The organism is Brevibacterium sp. 1718 (assembly GCF_051131255.1).
Lineage (GTDB): Bacteria > Actinomycetota > Actinomycetes > Actinomycetales > Brevibacteriaceae > Brevibacterium > Brevibacterium sediminis.
Genome location: NZ_CP186550.1, coordinates 1,239,998 through 1,255,455, shown reverse-complemented (window position 1 = coordinate 1,255,455; position 15,458 = coordinate 1,239,998). Strand labels below are relative to the sequence as shown.

Here is a 15,458-nt window from a genome sequence, read left to right as displayed (position 1 = left end):
TTCCTTCCCGACGGGATTGGGGTGGGCAGATATGCGGGGGTATCGCAGGGAGGCATCAGCGGATCACGTCCCCGCCGGAGAGGACGACGGTCTCCCCTGTCATGAATCCGGCATCGGCCGACGCGAGGATAGCGACCCAGCGTGCGATCTCCTCTGGCTGGGCAACTCGCCCCAGAGGCACGGAGACGGCGGCAGCTTCCATCCGTCCGGTGGCCTTGTTGCCCGGAGTGTCGACCCAGCCGGGGGCGATGGCATTGACGCGGATCCCTCGGTGGGCGAGCTCGAGGGCGAGGCTCTTTGTCACCATGACGACTGCGGCCTTTGACGCCCCGTAGACGAGCTGGCCGGGAGAGACGGTGAACGCATCGACGGAGGCGAAATTGACGATCGCTGAGCCTTGCGACATCCACGGCAGGGATTCGGCGGAGACGTTGAGAGTGCCGAGTACGTTGACATCGAAGATCGCTCGCACGGTGTCGGAGGTGTAGGTTTCGATCGTCGTCGGCGGGAAGATGCCGGCGATGTTCGCGACGAGGTCGATTGACTGTTCGTCTCCCGGTTCCCCGAGGTAGTCGCCGAGGACCCGGCCAAGACTGTCTCTGTCGGTGATGTCGCAGGTGAGGAAGGTGGTGTTGTCCACCTCTTCCACCGCCTCGGCGATGTCGATGCCCACCACCGTCCAGCCGTCGGCGGCCAAGGTGCGCACGGTGGCCAGCCCCATTCCGCTGGCAGCACCGGTGACGACTGCTGTGCTCATTCCGGACTTCTCCTCTCCTGTGCTGGTGTCGAAGGAACGTCGTCGAAGCTGTCATCGCCGTCGTTCGCGGCCTCGCGTTCGATGCTCTCCTGTTCCAGAGCTTTCAGCTCCGGAGTTGCGAATCCGGTCTTGTCGGCCCCGAGGTAGGCGATGTAGCCGATGATGACGGCGATGAGCGAGTCCCACGGGAAGATGACTGCCGGGGTCGGCAAAGGTCCGTACTCGCTGAACGCGGAGAGGATGAGTTCGGCGAGGAGTAGGAACACCAGCCAGTAGCCTGCACGCAGGTGGCGCACTCCCTCTCGCTTGGTCATCAGCCGCAGCACGAAGAGGAAGGCGACGGTGAGCACGGTGATGCCGATGAGGAACTCATAGACCTTCCCGGGGTCATCGACCGCCATGTCCGACGGGGCGAGGATGAACCCTCCGCGGACACACACGATCACCCAAGCGATGATGAAGACGATGGAGAGGACGATCGAGGGGGCCCGCTTCGTCCACCCGTTCTTGACGCTGAAGAAGATCGCGTAGCAGACCATTGAACCGAGCAGGATGGCGTCGAGGTTGGCCAGGGTGATGAACCCGCACCAGAAGATGGTGATCGTCGAGGCGATGAAGCCGATCGGGGCGAGCACCTTCGACCACGGCAGACGATAGGGCCGGTGCAGCTGCGGAGCGTGGTGTCGCATGACTCGGATCGCCGCCGGTGCGGTGAGTGTGGAGAGGACGAGGGCGGAGGAGATGAATCCGACGAGGCGGTACCAGCTCGGGGCCGGGAGGAAGAAGGCCAGCCCGATGGCGAAGTTGACGATGATCGCCCAGGCCGGGACGCCGTGCCGGTTCATCCGGGTGAGGATGGACGGGAAGAACTTGTTCGTCGCCAGGCCGTAGGCGACTCGGGAGGCGCTGCCGAGGTAGAGGTACCCGGCGGCTCCGGGAGAGATGACTGCGTCGAGGAGGAGCAGGGACACGAATGCTCCGAGGAGGGCGATCCCGGAAGCCTTGAGCGCGGCGCCGAGCGGCCCATCGGCCCAAGAACTCGACATCAGTGCCGCCCAGTCGCCGGGGTTGACTCCGGCGTCGGCCCAGTTGATGGCGCCGATGAAAGCGATCTGCAGTCCGGTGTAGATGCCCAGAGGGATGAGGATGGACCCGATGGTGCCCAAGGGGATATTGCGTTTGGGGTTCTTCACTTCGCCGGCGAAGTCGATGACACCGCGGAAGCCCATCATGGCGAAGGCGATGCCGGAGATCGCCACAGCTTGGAAGGTCGCACCGAAGCCTTCCTTCGTGCCACCTGCGTTGCCGAAGAATGCGTGGTCGGTGTAGTTGCCGGCGTTGAAGACGAGAAAGAGGAGGGCGAAGGTGGCAGTCGGGATGATGATCTTCCACCAGGTGATCCATCGGTTGGCTTCGCTGAGCAGCTTGACCCCGAAGATGTTGATGAGCATGAATACGAACATCACGACGATGCCGGTGATGATGCCGTTGGGCCAGGCGAGCATCGAGATTCCCTGTCGCGTCTCGAGGAGCCCGAGATTGGGAAACAGACCGCCGACGTAGGTGATTGCGGCGACCGCTTCGATCGGCGGCAGAGCGAGATTGGCCAGCCAGTACGACATGCCCATCAGCCAACCGGTGAGCCCGCCGTGTGAGAGATAGGGGTAGCGCACAATCGCTCCGGAGAACGGCAGTGCTGCGCCGACCTCCATCCAGGACAGGGCGATGAGGGTGACGAGTGCGCCACCGATGAGCCAGGAGATCACGGCCGAAGGACCGGCCATTCCGGCAGCCGAGAGTACTGCGAAGAGCCATCCCGAGCCGATCTGCCCGCCGATGGCGATGAACATCGCGGACTGCAGCGTCATGCTGCGTTTGAAACGTGCGTCACTGCGATAGGTGACTGCGGCCATGAGGTCCCCCTTTGGATCCGTCGTACTGACCAGGTGGCAACAGTCTGCCGAGAACTCGACACAGGCGGAAGACGGCAAATCAGAGCATCCGCCCAAGGTTGAGCCTTGAGCGCGTTATGCTGTCGACATGAGTGAGGGTCCGACGCTGAGGCAGCTGGAATACTTCATCCGCACCGTCGACGAGGGGTCGTTCGCGGCCGCTGCGACGAAGGAGCATATGGCTCAGCCGAGTCTGTCCGAGCAGATCAGGCGGCTCGAGCGACGCCTGGGGACGACGTTGTTCGTGCGCACGAACTCGCGTCTGCGGCTGACCGACGTGGGCCGGCAGCTCGTGCCGAAGGCGAAGGCGGCGATCGAGGCCGCGGCCGAGGTCTCACGGGTCGCGAAGGTGACCACCGATCTGTCGGGAGGAGAGGTCTCCTTCGGTTCGTTCCGCAGCGCCCAGCATTACCTGCTTGCTCCGTTGATCCTCGCCTTCAATGAGCGGTTCCCGAACGTGCAGGTCAGGGTCGTCGGCCTCAATTCGTCCGACGTCGCAGATGCAGTGCGCCGCGGCGACCTCGAAGCCGGTCTCGTCGAGCTGCCTGTCGATCCGCACGGACTGCAGGTTTCGGCGCCGGTGCTCTCGGACGACGTTGTCTATATCAGTGCTCATCGCGAGAGGACCAGACGCCCGGTCTCTCTCGATCAGGTTGTGCCCAGTCGCCTGGTCCTCGCCGAGGCGAGCTGGGGTACTCGAGATCCGATGCGCCGGCTCCTTGCTGAGAGAGCACAGTCGGAGCAGATCGACCTCGATCCGTTCATCCAGGTCGAATACGGCGATGCGGCCCTGGAGATAGTCTCACGAGGGACGTTCGACACGATCCTGCCGCTCGTAGAACTGCAGCGCCATCCGCTGCGGGACCAGTTGTCCTGGGCCCATCTCTCCCCCGCTTTCCCGGTCGATTTCGCTTTCATTTCGCGCAGCGATGCCGAACTCTCACCGGCGACCGAGGCTTTCATCGCGATGTCGAAAGGGCCCCTGGAAGAGTTCCAGGGGCCCTGGTGAAGGGTGCGGACTCGGCTGCTCCGAGACGAATCAGCCGATCTTGAGCTCGCCCATCTCGTCCCAGCCTTCACCGTCGATCTTGCGGGAGATGATCTTCGGCGTCGTGGCCAGGTGCGGGCGCATCGATTCGAGACCGGCGGCGAAATGGTCGCTCTTGACATGAGGTTCGGCACCTTCGTCGGTGAACGCTTCGACGAGCACGAACTCGTTCGGGTTCTCCAAGCTCTTCGACCATTCGAACCACAGGTTGCCGGGCTCTTCCCGCACGGCCTCGGTGAAGGCGCGCACCGCCTCGGGGAACTTCTCGACGCTTTCGGGTTTCACGTCATATTTCACGACGATGAAGATCATGATCATTCTCCTTCAGTTGATCAGCAGTATGGGTCGATCCCAGCCTAATTCTGCCGCCCTTGCGAATCGACCGGCTCACAGCCTTTCGGCGATGAGGACGAGGAAGTCGCTGTCAGCTTCGAAGGGGCGGAGTTCCCAGGTGGAGAACTTCTGGTCGACGAACATCCCCGTGGCCTTGACGTCCTCGATGAAATCGTCGAAATCATACCCGCGTCCGGCACCGAAGCCGGACACGAACCGGCCGCCGTGTTTGAGCGTCGATTTGATATTGCCCAAGGTCTGCCGGCGCGAGGCGGGATCGAGGAAGGACGGGACGTTTCCGGCGCAGAAGGCCACATCGATCTCGGTGATCCCGGCGCCGGCGAAATCGAAGTCGGCGAGGTCGCCGGTGTGCCATTCACCGCTGGGGAAGTCCTCCTCGGCGACGGAGATGAGGAATTCGTCGAGATCCACGCCGAAGACGGTGTGCCCTTCGTCGATGAGCAGTCCGCCGGCCCGGCCGGTTCCGCAGCCGGCATCGAGGATGCGCGATCCCCGCGGAGCCATGGCGTTGACGAACCTGGCCTCACCGCCGATGTCATGCCCGGCGGCCGCAAGATCTCGCCACCGCTGCGCGTAGTTCGCCGAATGGTCGGGGTTGGCCCTGCGTACCTTATTCCACTGATGGTCGAAGCTCATGTCCTTATCCTAGGCCGGAATCTCAGGCGAAGACTTCGGTGACCACCTTAGCGACCGCCCGGACCGGATCGCTGGGGTCCGGGGAAGTCAGCACGATGATCTCGCGTCCACCCGCCTCGACGACGGGGTGGAGGTCGACCTCGGACCCACCCAACGACATCATGATCGGCGTCGCCAGGGTCAGGCCGAGCCCGGTTCCGGCGAGCGCCAGCGCGACCGCGGTGTCCGTGACGATATGGGTCTCCTTCGCATTGATTCCCAGCGCCGAGGTGGCCAACCGCATCGCGCGGCCGAAGAGCTCCTCAGCCGGCGGTAGGATCCAGTCGGCCTCGGCCAGATCGTCATCGCTCGGCCGGGACGTCCCCGCGGGGACGACGATGCCGAAGTCTTCCTCGGCCACAGCTTCCCAACTCAGCCCGCGCATCGGCGGCAGCGGCGCGGCCGGGTAGTTGATCCCGATCCCCAGGTCGATGATCCCGTCGATGACGGCGGCCGACATGGTCTCGACATTGATCTCCCGCGCCCGGACTTCGATATGCGGATGGCGCTCGGCCAGCGCCCGCACCACCTTCGGCAGCGCCGTCGTCGATGCCGATCCGAAGACGCCGAGGGTGACGATGGCCTCGCTGCGGAAGTCCCGGCCGAGCATCGCCATCTCCGCCTGCTGCTGAGCGGCGAGGATGTTCCGCGCCCTGGGCAGCAGGGTGCGCCCGGCTTCGGCGAGGACGAGCCCACGGCCGCGCCGTCGGAACAGGTCGGAATCGACGACCCTGCGCAGGGCTGAGATGTGCTGGGACACGGCCCCGACGCTGTAGCCGAGGTGGTCGGCCGCCCGCGTCATCGATCCGAGTTCGGCCACAGCGACGAAAGTGCGCAGCTGTCCGAGCGTCCATGTCATGGCAGCGCTCTCCTGTCTTTAGGTTTCTTGAACACAGTGTTCACAAACTCTCGCTTGTTCTTAAGTGTGATGGCAACCACAATGAAGTCAAGACACAAACGCCGACATCGCCGTCGGCACTCTCCGTTTCCGGGGCGACCAACGACGGTCGCCCCGGCAGCAGACAGCGAGGTGAACCGTGGAATCCCCCACCGCATCAACCACCGCCCCTCACACCGACGGGGTCCCCGACACGTCCAAAGCCCTGCCCGCCGAAGCCTCCGTCGTCATCATCGGCGCCGGCGTCATGGGAGCGGCCATCGCCTACCACCTGGCCGAACGCGGAGTCCGCGACATCGTCATCGTCGAACGCGACACCCCCGGAGCCGGATCGACGTCGAAGGCCGCTGGAGGTGTGCGCTGCCAATTCTCCGACGAGGTCAACATCGCCTTGGCCGCCCGCGGGCTCGAAGTGCTGCGGAACTTCGAAACCGATTTCGGCGTCGACATCGACCTGGTCAGCAACGGCTATCTGTTCCTCCTCGACAACGATGACGACGTGCGCGCGTTCACCGACAACGTGGCCCTGCAACAGCGGATGGGGCTGGATTCGCGGATGCTCACCATCGCCGAGGTGGCCGAGCTGGCCCCGTTCGTCAACACCGAAGGGCTGATCGCCGGAGCGTTCAATCCCGGCGACGGTCACTGCACCCCCGAGGCCGTCGTCGCAGGCTTCGTCACCGCCGCCCGCGAGCGCGGGGTCACGGTGGTCAAGAACTGCGAGGTCACCGGATTCGACACCGACGGCGGAACGGATCGCATGGCCACCTCGGTGATCACGAATCAGGGCACGATCAGCTGCGAACAGGTCGTCGTCGCGGCGGGAGCCTGGTCCGGCCCCATCGGGGACATGGCCGGGGTCGACCTGCCCGTGAAGCCGCTGCGGCGGGAGATCATGGTCTCCGAGCCCGTCGATTTCGACACCTCGCGGATGCCCTTCACGATTGACTTCTCCACCAGCTACTACGTCCACCCGGAAGGAGCCGGGCTGCTGTTCGGCTGCCCCGATGAGGTCGATGACTGGTCCTTCAACGACAAACGCGACCCGAACTGGCTGGCCACCCTGGCCGAGCACATCGAAGCCCGCACCCCGGAGCTCGGCGATGTCGAAGCGAAACGCGGGTGGGCGGGACTGTATGAGATGACGCCCGACCACAATGCCCTCATCGGCGAGGCCGAGGAGAGGCCGGGATTCTTCTACGCCTGCGGGTTCTCCGGTCACGGCTTCCTCATGGGCCCGGCCGTCGGAGAGGTCGTCGCCGACCTCATGACCGGCCGCACTCCCCTCGTCGATGTGACTCCCATGGACAAACGACGCTTCTCCACCACCGGACTGCGTAAGGAGCTCAATGTGATCTGAGTCCTCGCGCACCCGCCCCTCATCTCCCACCTCCCCGCAACGACCGAACTCCACCGACCGGCGCAGCAGCCGATCGACACAGCAGACGACGAAAGGACAGCAATGACCGCACTGCCCACCGATCAGACCATCACCGACCTCCTCACCACAGGGCTGAGCGCCTGCGGAGTAGACGCATCCGTGCTTGAGGGATCGGCCGCCTCGGCGAGCCTTCCGGCCCGCTCCCCCATCACGGGACAAGGCCTCGGCACGATCGCCGCGGACACCGCGCAGACAGCGGCGGACAAGATCGCCGCAGCCCAGACCGCGTTCGAGACCTGGCGGGACGTGCCAGCTCCCGTCCGCGGTCAGCTGGTGCAGCGGTGGGGACAGCTGCTCGGCGAGCACAAGGAGGATCTGGCCAAGATCATCACCGTCGAAGCCGGCAAGACCCCCTCCGAGGCGGCCGGCGAAGTCCAGGAGATGATCGACATCTGCGAGTTCGCACTCGGTCAGTCCCGGCAGCTGTGGGGCAAGACCATGCCCAGCGAACGGCCGGGTCACCGGCTCATGGAGACGTGGCATCCCCTCGGCGTCGTCGGTGTCATCTCCGCATTCAACTTCCCCGTGGCCGTGTATTCCTGGAACACCGCCCTGGCCCTGGTCGCCGGTGACGCGGTCGTGTGGAAGCCCTCAGAGAACGCCGTGCTTGCAGCCCTCGGGGCGCAGTCCCTGTTGGCCAGGGCCGCCACCGAGGTGGGGGCACCGGAGAATCTCGCACCTGTCCTCGTCGGTGGGCGGGACATCGGTGATGTGATGGTCAGGGATTCTCGGGTGGCACTGGTCTCGGCGACCGGATCGGTGCGGATGGGACGTGAGGTCGGACCCGTCGTGGCCGAGCGCTTCGGCAAGATCCTGCTCGAGCTCGGCGGCAACAACGCGGCGATCGTCGCCCCGAGCGCCGATATCGATCTGGCGCTGCGCGGAGTGGTCTTCGCGGCCGCCGGAACGGCCGGTCAGCGGTGCACGACGCTGCGGCGGCTCATCGTGCACGAATCCATCGCCGACGAGTTCGTCGACAAGGTCGTCGCCGCATACAAGACGCTGAGCATCGGATCGCCGACCGATGACGGAGTGCTCGTGGGACCGCTCATCAATTCAGGTTCGTTCGATGCGATGCAGGCGGCCCTCAAGCAGGCAGAGGCAGAGGGCGGCGAGATCCTCTGCGGAGGCGGCAGGGTGCTCGCCGATGAACGCCCCGAAGCCCACTATGTCGAGCCGGCAGTGGTGCGGATGCCCAATCAGAGCGCAGTGGTCACGGAAGAGACGTTCGCCCCGATCCTCTACGTCGTCACATATTCGGATCTCGATGAGGCGCTCGAGATCCACAATGGGGTGCCGCAGGGTCTGTCCTCGGCGATCTTCACAGCCGAACTCGCCGAATCCGAGAAGTTCCTGTCCCGCTCCGACTGCGGAATCGCCAACGTCAACATCGGCACCTCCGGTGCGGAGATCGGCGGTGCTTTCGGCGGTGAGAAGGAGACCGGCGGCGGACGCGAGTCGGGTTCGGATTCGTGGAAGGCCTATATGCGCCCGGCCACGAACACGATCAACTACTCCGGCGAGCTGCCGCTGGCGCAGGGAGTCGAGTTCCTCTGAGAGAGCTGAGTCCTCTGGGGCGAAGTGAGGTCCTCGACCGGTGGGCCGGTGGGCTGATCGAAGCGCAGACCGGCCCACCGACGACCCTTCACGTCGTTCAAGTGCCAGCGCGCATATCACGTGGTACACGACGCGATATCCGCGCTGGCCCCTGAACGAGCGACTTTCGTACAAAAGTCAAGGTAGATTGATGCCATGAGCAAAGATCCGCTGCTGCCCGCCGCCTATGACGTGATCTGGTCCGGAGTCGTCGTACTGCTCGTCGTCCTGCTCATCTGGGCAATGGTGAGCATCGCCCGATCAGGACTCGACCCTCGGGTGAGACTCGTCTGGGCGATCATCGTCCTGCTGCTGCCCGTCGTCGGGCCGATCTGCTGGCTCATTGCACGACCGCAGAAGCCGGACACCCGCCTCAGCTGAACGAGACCTTGGGGCTCGCGTTCGCTGACTCTCGCCTTCTGTGCTCCTGCTTTCTGTACTCCCACAGGAGAGATCCCAGGCCGACGAGGGCAATGGCCGGGAAAATGATCAGCCACAGCGCCCAGAGTCCATCGCCCTCTTCCAACGCGTAGGCACCTGTGAGCAATGAATTCGCGAAGACCGTTCCGAAGATGAACGCAGTGATGATGTACCGCATGTATCTGAACCTACCGGACGACAAGGTTGCTTTCACTAAGGTGCAGGCTCCGGGTCACCGGACGCGGATGAGCTCCTGGATCACCTGCCGTCGTCGGGCAAGATCAGCGGACTCGGCTTCGATATTCTCGACATTCTCACGGATCTGGGCCGCCACCTTAGGACACATGTCGATGGGCCGAGCGGGGTCGTCTCCGAGGCACGGCAACATCACCGCAATCGCGTCGAGATTGAACCCCGCATCGAGCAGCCGCCGAATGCGTGCAATCGTTCTCACGGCCTCTGGACAGTACTCACGATATCCCGCAGGCGAGCGCGAAACGTCCAACAAGCCCTTCTCCTCGTAATACCGAATCGAGCGCCTGCTCGCGCCCGTCGCCGCAGCAAGCTCGCCGATAAGCAGAGAGCCGGTCTTGACCTTGACATCCATGTCAATGCATAACGTCATCGGCATGAACGACTATTCCACTCGTACCTCGTCACTGCCCTATCTCCACACCCTCGGCTCCGGCGCACCGCTCGCCCTCGCCCACGGTGCCGGCGGATCCGTGCTCGAGAACTTCAGCGACCTCGCCGGGCACCTTCAGCACCGGCAGCTCTTCGGTATCGACTATCCTGGCAGCGGCCTGCGCGAATCCAGATCAGCGCCGCTCAGCCTCGATGCCCTCGCTGACGAGCTTGTCTCAGGGATCGACGCGAAGGGTCAGGACCACGTACCTGTCCTGGGCCTCTCTCTAGGCTCGGCAGTCGCCATCACCGCTGCGTTTCGCCATCCCGACCGCGTCTCCGGACTCATCCTCACCGTAGGATTTGCTGGCCCTGATACACAACTGGCCGCGTTCAGCTCGCTGTATGAGAGCCTGGCAGCCGCCGGTCGCGTGGACGACCTTGCCGCCATGCTCCGCCTTGCGAATTCCCCTGCTACACTCGCCGCTCTCAGCCCTCAAACCTCGATCACCGCCGAAGCGAACGTCCGTGCCGGACTCTCCGCCCAGGGAAGCGCCCGAGCTCCGCAGATGAGCCTTGCCCGATCGGTCGACATCCGCCGCCGTCTTACCGAGGTCAGTGTGCCCACACTCGTCATCGCCGCTGGTCAAGACCGTATCGTCCTCCCGGATTCGACGCGTGCCCTAGCGGCGGGCATCCCCGGGTCCGAACTCGTCGAACTCGACGATGCGGGGCATATCTTCACCCCCGCAGAGGCGGAACTGTGGGCCGGCGCCATCGACGAGTTCCTCACTCGGAGGAACTTGTGAGAACACCTGCAGAACCGCGTTCGACCGCGCATTCGGCTTCGACAGATCGACTTCCCACTCTCGTCCTGGCAGCAGCGGTCTTCGTCTTCCTCGTCGCCGAGATGCTGCCGACGGGACTGATGCCTGAGATCGCCACCGACTTCGGCGTCCCTCCTACTGAGGTCGGCGGGCTTATCGGCTGGTATGCGCTCATCGCCGGAGTCTCCGGCCTCCCATTCACCGCTGCCACCCGACGCCTGCCGCGCCGATCCGTCCTGGTGGGTGCGCTGGCAGTTCTCGCGCTCGCACAGACAGTTGTCGCCATCGCCCCGGACCTCATCGTCGTCATCATCGCCCGCGCGTTCATTGCCTCCACCCACGTCACGCTCTGGAGCATCGCCCCGCTCATAGCCGCCGAACTCGCGCCCGCCGATCGACAATCGCGCTCTGCAGGACGGGTTTTCCTCGGCAGCAGTGCCGCGATGCTGGCCGGAGTACCCGGAGTCACGCTGTTCGGACAGACCTTCGGCTGGAGGGCAAGCTCTCTCGCCATCGCCACCGTCGCCGCAATCGTCGCGTTCGCTGCACTCGCAGCCATCCCGTCTCTTCCGCCTCGATCGGACAGCCACTCTGCCAAGGATCGCTCCGCCTCGGCGAGGACCTTCGTCTTCGTCACCGCGCCAACGCTCCTCCTCGTGACCGGCATCTACGTCCTCTACCCCTATCTCAGCCAATATGCGGCGGCGGACCGCATCGTCGGGGGCGGGTATTCGGTGTTCCTCGTCGCTTTCGGAACGATCGGAGTCGTGGGCGTGTGGCTCGCTTCGTCGTTCCTCGACGCCCGCCCCAGACTGGTCAGCTCGGCTGTCGTCGTCTTCGCCGGACTGCTGCCGCTGGGAGTGTCTATTCACCAGAGCGTCTCCGTGCCCGCGATCATCCTCTGGGGTCTTCCCGTCGCGGCGGCACCGGCCATCTTGCAGTCGACTGTGGTCAGACTCGGAGGTGTAGGAGCCTCGGTGCTTTCGGCCACCTACGTCGTGGGTTTCCAGGTCGGAATCGTCTCCGGCACGTGGATCGGCGGACTCGCCCTCGGAGTCGACGGAGCCGCGCCTCTGTGGTGTTTGGGGTTTGCGGCACTCGCGCTGCCTTTCGTTCTCGCTTCCACACGATCGAAACGGACAGTCCGCGGCTCCGCCCTCCGGTGACTTGACGCCGCAACTGTCTCCTTGCCCACAGATCCGGGTGCGGCCGCGACTTCACAACCGCCGAGGACTAAAATCGATTCTGGACCGGTGAACGCCGTCGAAACCCTGCACCCCGCCGAAGGAGACCCCTGTGATTGAGCTGAAGACGCCCGCCGAGATCGACAAGATGGCGGTGACCGGCCGTTTCGTCGCGAAGACCTTGGCCGAGCTGACCTCGATCGCAGAACCGGGCATGGACATCATGCACCTGGAGAAGACCGCGCGGAAGATGATCGAGGATGCCGGAGCGAAGTCCTGCTACTGGGACTACGCCCCCTCCTTCGGCTCAGGCCCCTTCCGCAACGTCATCTGCCTGTCCGTCAATGACGGCGTCCTCCACGGCAAACCGCACAGCTACGTCCTCAAGGACGGCGACCTGCTCACCCTCGACTTCGCCGTCTCCATCGACGGCTGGGTTGCCGACGCTGCCCGCTCCGTCGTCGTCGGCGACGGCAGCGACGAGGACCAGCGCCTCATCGACACCACGTGGGCCGGCCTCGAAGCCGGAATCAGCGCCGCCCAAGCAGGCAATCGCCTCGGCGATATCTCGAAGGCCATCGGTGACGTCGCCGATGCCCACCGCATCCCCGTCAATCTCGACTTCGGCGGGCACGGTCTCGGCCACACGATGCACGAGGATCCGCACGTGCCCAACCGCGGAAAGGGAGGTCGCGGCTTGGTGCTCAAACCGGGTCTGACCTTGGCGATCGAACCCTGGTGGTCGTTCACCTCGAAGAAGTTGTCCGTCGACAAGGACGGTTGGACCCTGCGCCTGGCCGACGGTTCGAATGGTGCCCATTCGGAGAACACGATCGCCATCACCGAGGATGGTCCCCGAATCCTCACCACGCTCGACTGACCTGGCTGCCGCACTCTGCCGGCAGGGGCGTCCGACGAACTCATCGTCGGGCGCCCTTCTGCATTCACCGAGCTCCCCCACTGCAGTGCGCACCGGCCAGCTCTCCTTGTCACTGAGGCCGGACTCTCGAGCAAGGACTCTCGTGTCAGCGGCCCGTGCCAGAATTGCGGTATGTCTTTCACATGCTCGGAATGCGGCTATTCGACGGTCAAATGGTTGGGACGCTGCCCCGAATGCCAGGCCTGGGGCACCCTTGAGGAAAAGGGCGCGAACTCGTCGAAGGTGAAGACGAAGGTCAAGAAATCCAATGCGGCGAAGCCGATCAGCGAGATCGACTCGACGCTCGCGCAGGCGAGATCGACGTTCGTCCCCGAGTTCGATCGGGTGCTCGGCGGTGGCATCGTGCCTGGCGCCGTTGTCCTGCTCTCCGGCGAGCCGGGGGTCGGCAAGTCGACGCTGCTGCTCGACGTCGCCGCGAAGATCGCCATGTTCGGGGTCAAGGTTCTGTATGTCACCGGTGAGGAATCCGCCGGTCAGGTGCGGCTGCGCGCCGAACGGATCAATGCCCTGGCCGACTCGCTGCTCCTCGCCGCCGAGACCGATCTGGGGTCGGTACTGGGAATGATCGAATCCGAACAGCCGGAGCTGCTCGTCGTCGACTCGATCCAAACTTTGGCATCCTCCGAGGTCGAAGGCATCCCCGGCGGAGTCACCCAGGTCCGCGAAGTCGCCTCCGCCCTCATCAGGGAAGCCAAGGCCCGATCTTTGCCGACTGTGCTCGTCGGCCACATCACGAAGGACGGCACGATCGCCGGTCCTCGCCTTCTCGAGCACCTCGTCGACGTCGTATGCACCTTCGAAGGTGAGAGGCATTCGCGTCTGCGTATGCTGCGCGCGGTGAAGAATCGCTTCGGCCCCACCGACGACGTGGGCTGTTTCGATATGGAGGAGAACGGGATCAAGAGTCTCGAGGACCCGTCGGGACTGTTCCTCTCGCGCAGCGGTGCGAATCCGCCCGGCACTTGCCTAACGGTGACGCAGGAGGGCAAGCGACCGCTGCTCGTCGAAGTCCAATCGCTCATCACAGAATCCGCCGGCGGCCAGTCCCGTCGCTCGGTCTCCGGAGTCGATTCCTCCCGAGTGGCGATGATGCTGGCTGTGCTCAGCCAGAATGTCGCGCAGGCGAACCTCGCCAAGAGCGATGTCTTCACCGCCACAGTCGGCGGAGCGAAGCTCTCCGAGCCGGCCAGCGACCTCGCGATCTGCATGTCCCTGGCCTCGGCGCTGCTCGGCAAGCCGCTGGCTCGCCACCTCGTCGCGATCGGCGAAGTCAGCCTGTCAGGGGAGATCCGCAATGTCCCCAATCTCGGCCAACGCCTCAACGAAGCCAAACGACTGGGCATCACCCATGCCGTCGTCGCCAAGGGAGCCATGACCAATGTGGCGGCACCGGACAAGATGGAGGTCGAGGAGTGCGAACACATCGCCGGGGCGGTCGAACTGATGCTGACGAAGCAGGGTCTTCGGGAGCAGAAGTAAGAAAGTTCGGGACTTTCGCTTGGTTTTGGAGCATCCTGGTGTCATGACCACGACAGTTTTTCCCGCCTTCCGGACCACCGATGCCGCAGCGACGATCGAACTGCTGGTCACGCTCGGGTTCACCGAAAGACTGCTCGTGCGCAATGAGCAGGACCCGGCCCTCGTCGAGCATGCCGAATTCGCGCTCGGTGACAACGGCGGGATCATGTTCGGTTCGGTCCGCAACGACGGATCGGCACTCGATGCAGTGGGCGGAAGCTCGATCTACGTCGTCGTCGACACCGAACGAGAAGTGGACCGGCTCTACCAGGAGATCGTCGACCTGGGGCATGCGATCGTGCGACCGGTAGCGACTCAAGACTACGGCGGCCGCGAATTCGACTTCCGCGACCACGACGGGAACTCTTGGGGAGTCGGCTCCTACCGTGGTGCCTGAGGACTCAGTCCTGCGGTTCCTCTGACTGCTTCTCATCCGAGGAGTCCTTCTCGCCGGATTCCTTTTCCGACTTCTTCTCCTCGTCGGCTTTCTTCTTCTTCTCCGCGGCTTTCTTCTCTTTGGCCTTATCGGCGGCGCTCTTCTCGAGCTCGAACGGCGTCGGTTCGCTCTTCTTGTCATCGAGCTTCACGATGAGCTCGTAGTCGCCGGGGGCGAAGTCAGCGTCTTCGCGGTTGCAGTTCTTGTCGACCTTGATCCGGTTCCATTTGAGCTTCGCAGTCTTCTCCGACTGCGGTGCGAACTCCGTGGAAGCTTCGGCATTCTCGTCTTTCGCCGCCGCGCAGTACTCCGACGACCACACGACATCACCGTTCTTTTCGACGATGAATTCCTGCTTATCGGTACCGACCTCGATGAGGCACGTGGCGGTGTGGCCGTTCTCGATGACCATGCCGAATTCGGGTTCTTTCCCGTCCTTCACGGATTTCGGATCGACCTTGGCCTTCAGCGAGACTTTGTCCTCCGGGCACTTTCCGCTCGCTGCCTTCTTATCCGGCACGGGTGCCGCCGTCGTCGATTCGGCCGGGGTAGTCTCCTCGGCTGCAACCTTGTCCGATCCGTCGCTGCGGCCGCCGATGGCTTTGACGATACCGACGATTCCGAGCACGAGAAGCCCCAGGACGAGGAGGCTGGCCACAGCAAGCGTGATGCGGCGTCGGCGGTACACGTGAGCAGGCAGCTTCCCGCTAGACTGGCGAGGCTGCCCGGCAGCTCTGTTCGGCTGCGAACCACGATTGGAAGGAGTCATCGCTTTGAGCCTAGGCCGA

Annotated in this window: 17 protein-coding genes; 9 read left to right on the top strand and 8 right to left on the bottom strand. The window is 64.2% G+C overall.

The genetic code is table 11. The annotated features are described in order from the left end of the window. Positions 1 to 55: 55 nt before the first annotated feature. Positions 56 to 757 (bottom strand): SDR family NAD(P)-dependent oxidoreductase, encoded by a 702-nt coding sequence (locus tag ACOZ9V_RS05440; RefSeq protein ID WP_181270880.1) that lies wholly within the window; start codon positions 755 to 757, stop codon positions 56 to 58. Beyond that, a complete protein-coding gene (locus tag ACOZ9V_RS05435; RefSeq protein WP_181270881.1) occupies positions 754 to 2,670 on the bottom strand; it encodes an APC family permease in 1,917 nt (638 codons plus the stop codon). Before ACOZ9V_RS05435 ends, ACOZ9V_RS05440 begins: the two co-directional genes overlap by 4 nt. A gap of 127 nt (positions 2,671 to 2,797) precedes the next feature. On the opposite strand from ACOZ9V_RS05435, the gene ACOZ9V_RS05430 reads away from it, so the two are divergent. Then, entirely contained in the window at positions 2,798 to 3,718 is a 921-nt protein-coding gene (locus ACOZ9V_RS05430) for a LysR family transcriptional regulator (protein ID WP_181270882.1), read from the top strand. Positions 3,719 to 3,748: 30 nt separating this feature from the next. On the opposite strand, the gene ACOZ9V_RS05425 is transcribed toward ACOZ9V_RS05430, so the two are convergent. From ACOZ9V_RS05425 to ACOZ9V_RS05415, 3 genes are all read right to left on the bottom strand, one after another. Then, a complete protein-coding gene (locus ACOZ9V_RS05425) occupies positions 3,749 to 4,069 on the bottom strand; it encodes a putative quinol monooxygenase (RefSeq protein ID WP_181270883.1) in 321 nt (106 codons plus the stop codon). 75 nt (positions 4,070 to 4,144) lie between these two features. Continuing rightward, positions 4,145 to 4,747 carry a class I SAM-dependent methyltransferase gene (locus ACOZ9V_RS05420; RefSeq protein ID WP_434594301.1) on the bottom strand — a complete coding sequence of 201 codons (603 nt, stop codon included), beginning with the start codon at positions 4,745 to 4,747 and terminating at the stop codon, positions 4,145 to 4,147. A 22-nt stretch (positions 4,748 to 4,769) separates the two neighbouring features. Beyond that, entirely contained in the window at positions 4,770 to 5,645 is an 876-nt protein-coding gene (locus ACOZ9V_RS05415; protein ID WP_181270884.1) for a LysR family transcriptional regulator, read from the bottom strand. Positions 5,646 to 5,823: 178 nt separating this feature from the next. Here ACOZ9V_RS05415 and ACOZ9V_RS05410 point away from each other — a divergent pair, with 178 nt between their 5' ends. The 3 genes from ACOZ9V_RS05410 to ACOZ9V_RS05400 all read left to right on the top strand — a co-directional run bounded on the left by ACOZ9V_RS05410 (position 5,824) and on the right by ACOZ9V_RS05400 (position 9,102). Beyond that, positions 5,824 to 7,044, top strand: a complete 1,221-nt coding sequence (locus ACOZ9V_RS05410; protein WP_229663996.1) for an NAD(P)/FAD-dependent oxidoreductase — start codon at positions 5,824 to 5,826, stop codon at positions 7,042 to 7,044. Between the two features lie 102 nt (positions 7,045 to 7,146). Beyond that, positions 7,147 to 8,682 carry an L-piperidine-6-carboxylate dehydrogenase gene (gene amaB, locus ACOZ9V_RS05405; RefSeq protein ID WP_434594297.1) on the top strand — a complete coding sequence of 512 codons (1,536 nt, stop codon included), beginning with the start codon at positions 7,147 to 7,149 and terminating at the stop codon, positions 8,680 to 8,682. A 195-nt stretch (positions 8,683 to 8,877) separates the two neighbouring features. Further along, positions 8,878 to 9,102 (top strand): PLD nuclease N-terminal domain-containing protein, encoded by a 225-nt coding sequence (locus ACOZ9V_RS05400; protein ID WP_181270886.1) that lies wholly within the window; start codon positions 8,878 to 8,880, stop codon positions 9,100 to 9,102. On the opposite strand, the gene ACOZ9V_RS05395 is transcribed toward ACOZ9V_RS05400, so the two are convergent. Together ACOZ9V_RS05395 and ACOZ9V_RS05390 are read right to left on the bottom strand one after the other, a co-directional pair. Further along, entirely contained in the window at positions 9,095 to 9,319 is a 225-nt protein-coding gene (locus ACOZ9V_RS05395; protein ID WP_434594294.1) for a hypothetical protein, read from the bottom strand. The genes ACOZ9V_RS05400 and ACOZ9V_RS05395 overlap by 8 nt on opposite strands. Positions 9,320 to 9,373: 54 nt before the next feature. Beyond that, positions 9,374 to 9,748, bottom strand: coding sequence for a MerR family transcriptional regulator (locus tag ACOZ9V_RS05390; protein ID WP_219922241.1), 375 nt, complete (start codon positions 9,746 to 9,748; stop codon positions 9,374 to 9,376). A 22-nt stretch (positions 9,749 to 9,770) separates the two neighbouring features. Between ACOZ9V_RS05390 and ACOZ9V_RS05385 the strand changes: the two genes are divergently transcribed. The 5 genes from ACOZ9V_RS05385 (at position 9,771) to ACOZ9V_RS05365 (ending at position 14,631) form a co-directional block, all read left to right on the top strand. Next, the gene (locus tag ACOZ9V_RS05385; protein ID WP_181270888.1) at positions 9,771 to 10,574 is read left to right on the top strand and encodes an alpha/beta fold hydrolase; all 804 of its coding nucleotides are present in this window, start codon (positions 9,771 to 9,773) and stop codon (positions 10,572 to 10,574) included. Further along, positions 10,571 to 11,758: an MFS transporter gene (locus ACOZ9V_RS05380; RefSeq protein ID WP_181270889.1), complete on the top strand. Its 1,188-nt coding sequence runs from the start codon at positions 10,571 to 10,573 to the stop codon at positions 11,756 to 11,758. The genes ACOZ9V_RS05385 and ACOZ9V_RS05380 overlap by 4 nt, the downstream gene beginning before the upstream one ends. Positions 11,759 to 11,888: 130 nt before the next feature. Continuing rightward, positions 11,889 to 12,656 carry a type I methionyl aminopeptidase gene (gene map / locus ACOZ9V_RS05375; RefSeq protein WP_434594290.1) on the top strand — a complete coding sequence of 256 codons (768 nt, stop codon included), beginning with the start codon at positions 11,889 to 11,891 and terminating at the stop codon, positions 12,654 to 12,656. Positions 12,657 to 12,827: 171 nt separating this feature from the next. Continuing rightward, positions 12,828 to 14,195, top strand: coding sequence for a DNA repair protein RadA (gene radA, locus ACOZ9V_RS05370; protein WP_139907236.1), 1,368 nt, complete (start codon positions 12,828 to 12,830; stop codon positions 14,193 to 14,195). 43 nt (positions 14,196 to 14,238) lie between these two features. Further along, complete coding sequence (locus tag ACOZ9V_RS05365) at positions 14,239 to 14,631, top strand: VOC family protein (protein ID WP_139468643.1); 393 nt, start codon at positions 14,239 to 14,241, stop codon at positions 14,629 to 14,631. A 4-nt stretch (positions 14,632 to 14,635) separates the two neighbouring features. Here the strand turns inward: ACOZ9V_RS05365 and ACOZ9V_RS05360 are convergent, their stop codons facing one another. After that, a complete protein-coding gene (locus ACOZ9V_RS05360; protein WP_258233272.1) occupies positions 14,636 to 15,439 on the bottom strand; it encodes a hypothetical protein in 804 nt (267 codons plus the stop codon). Between the last annotated feature and the right edge of the window lie 19 nt (positions 15,440 to 15,458).

Bases quoted from the DNA above. Each gene is read 5' to 3' on its own strand.
- ACOZ9V_RS05440 (WP_181270880.1), bottom strand. From the start codon at position 757: ATGAGCACAGCAGTCGTCACCGGTGCTGCCAGCGGAATGGGGCTGGCC.
- ACOZ9V_RS05415 (WP_181270884.1), bottom strand. From the start codon at position 5,645: ATGACATGGACGCTCGGACAGCTGCGCACTTTCGTCGCTGTGGCCGAA.
- ACOZ9V_RS05390 (WP_219922241.1), bottom strand. From the start codon at position 9,748: ATGGATGTCAAGGTCAAGACCGGCTCTCTGCTTATCGGCGAGCTTGCT.
- ACOZ9V_RS05365 (WP_139468643.1), top strand. From the start codon at position 14,239: ATGACCACGACAGTTTTTCCCGCCTTCCGGACCACCGATGCCGCAGCG.
- ACOZ9V_RS05395 (WP_434594294.1), bottom strand. From the start codon at position 9,319: ATGCGGTACATCATCACTGCGTTCATCTTCGGAACGGTCTTCGCGAAT.
- radA (WP_139907236.1), top strand. From the start codon at position 12,828: ATGTCTTTCACATGCTCGGAATGCGGCTATTCGACGGTCAAATGGTTG.
- ACOZ9V_RS05385 (WP_181270888.1), top strand. From the start codon at position 9,771: ATGAACGACTATTCCACTCGTACCTCGTCACTGCCCTATCTCCACACC.
- ACOZ9V_RS05360 (WP_258233272.1), bottom strand. From the start codon at position 15,439: ATGACTCCTTCCAATCGTGGTTCGCAGCCGAACAGAGCTGCCGGGCAG.
- ACOZ9V_RS05435 (WP_181270881.1), bottom strand. From the start codon at position 2,670: ATGGCCGCAGTCACCTATCGCAGTGACGCACGTTTCAAACGCAGCATG.
- ACOZ9V_RS05430 (WP_181270882.1), top strand. From the start codon at position 2,798: ATGAGTGAGGGTCCGACGCTGAGGCAGCTGGAATACTTCATCCGCACC.
- ACOZ9V_RS05425 (WP_181270883.1), bottom strand. From the start codon at position 4,069: ATGATCTTCATCGTCGTGAAATATGACGTGAAACCCGAAAGCGTCGAG.
- amaB (WP_434594297.1), top strand. From the start codon at position 7,147: ATGACCGCACTGCCCACCGATCAGACCATCACCGACCTCCTCACCACA.
- ACOZ9V_RS05420 (WP_434594301.1), bottom strand. From the start codon at position 4,747: ATGAGCTTCGACCATCAGTGGAATAAGGTACGCAGGGCCAACCCCGAC.
- ACOZ9V_RS05400 (WP_181270886.1), top strand. From the start codon at position 8,878: ATGAGCAAAGATCCGCTGCTGCCCGCCGCCTATGACGTGATCTGGTCC.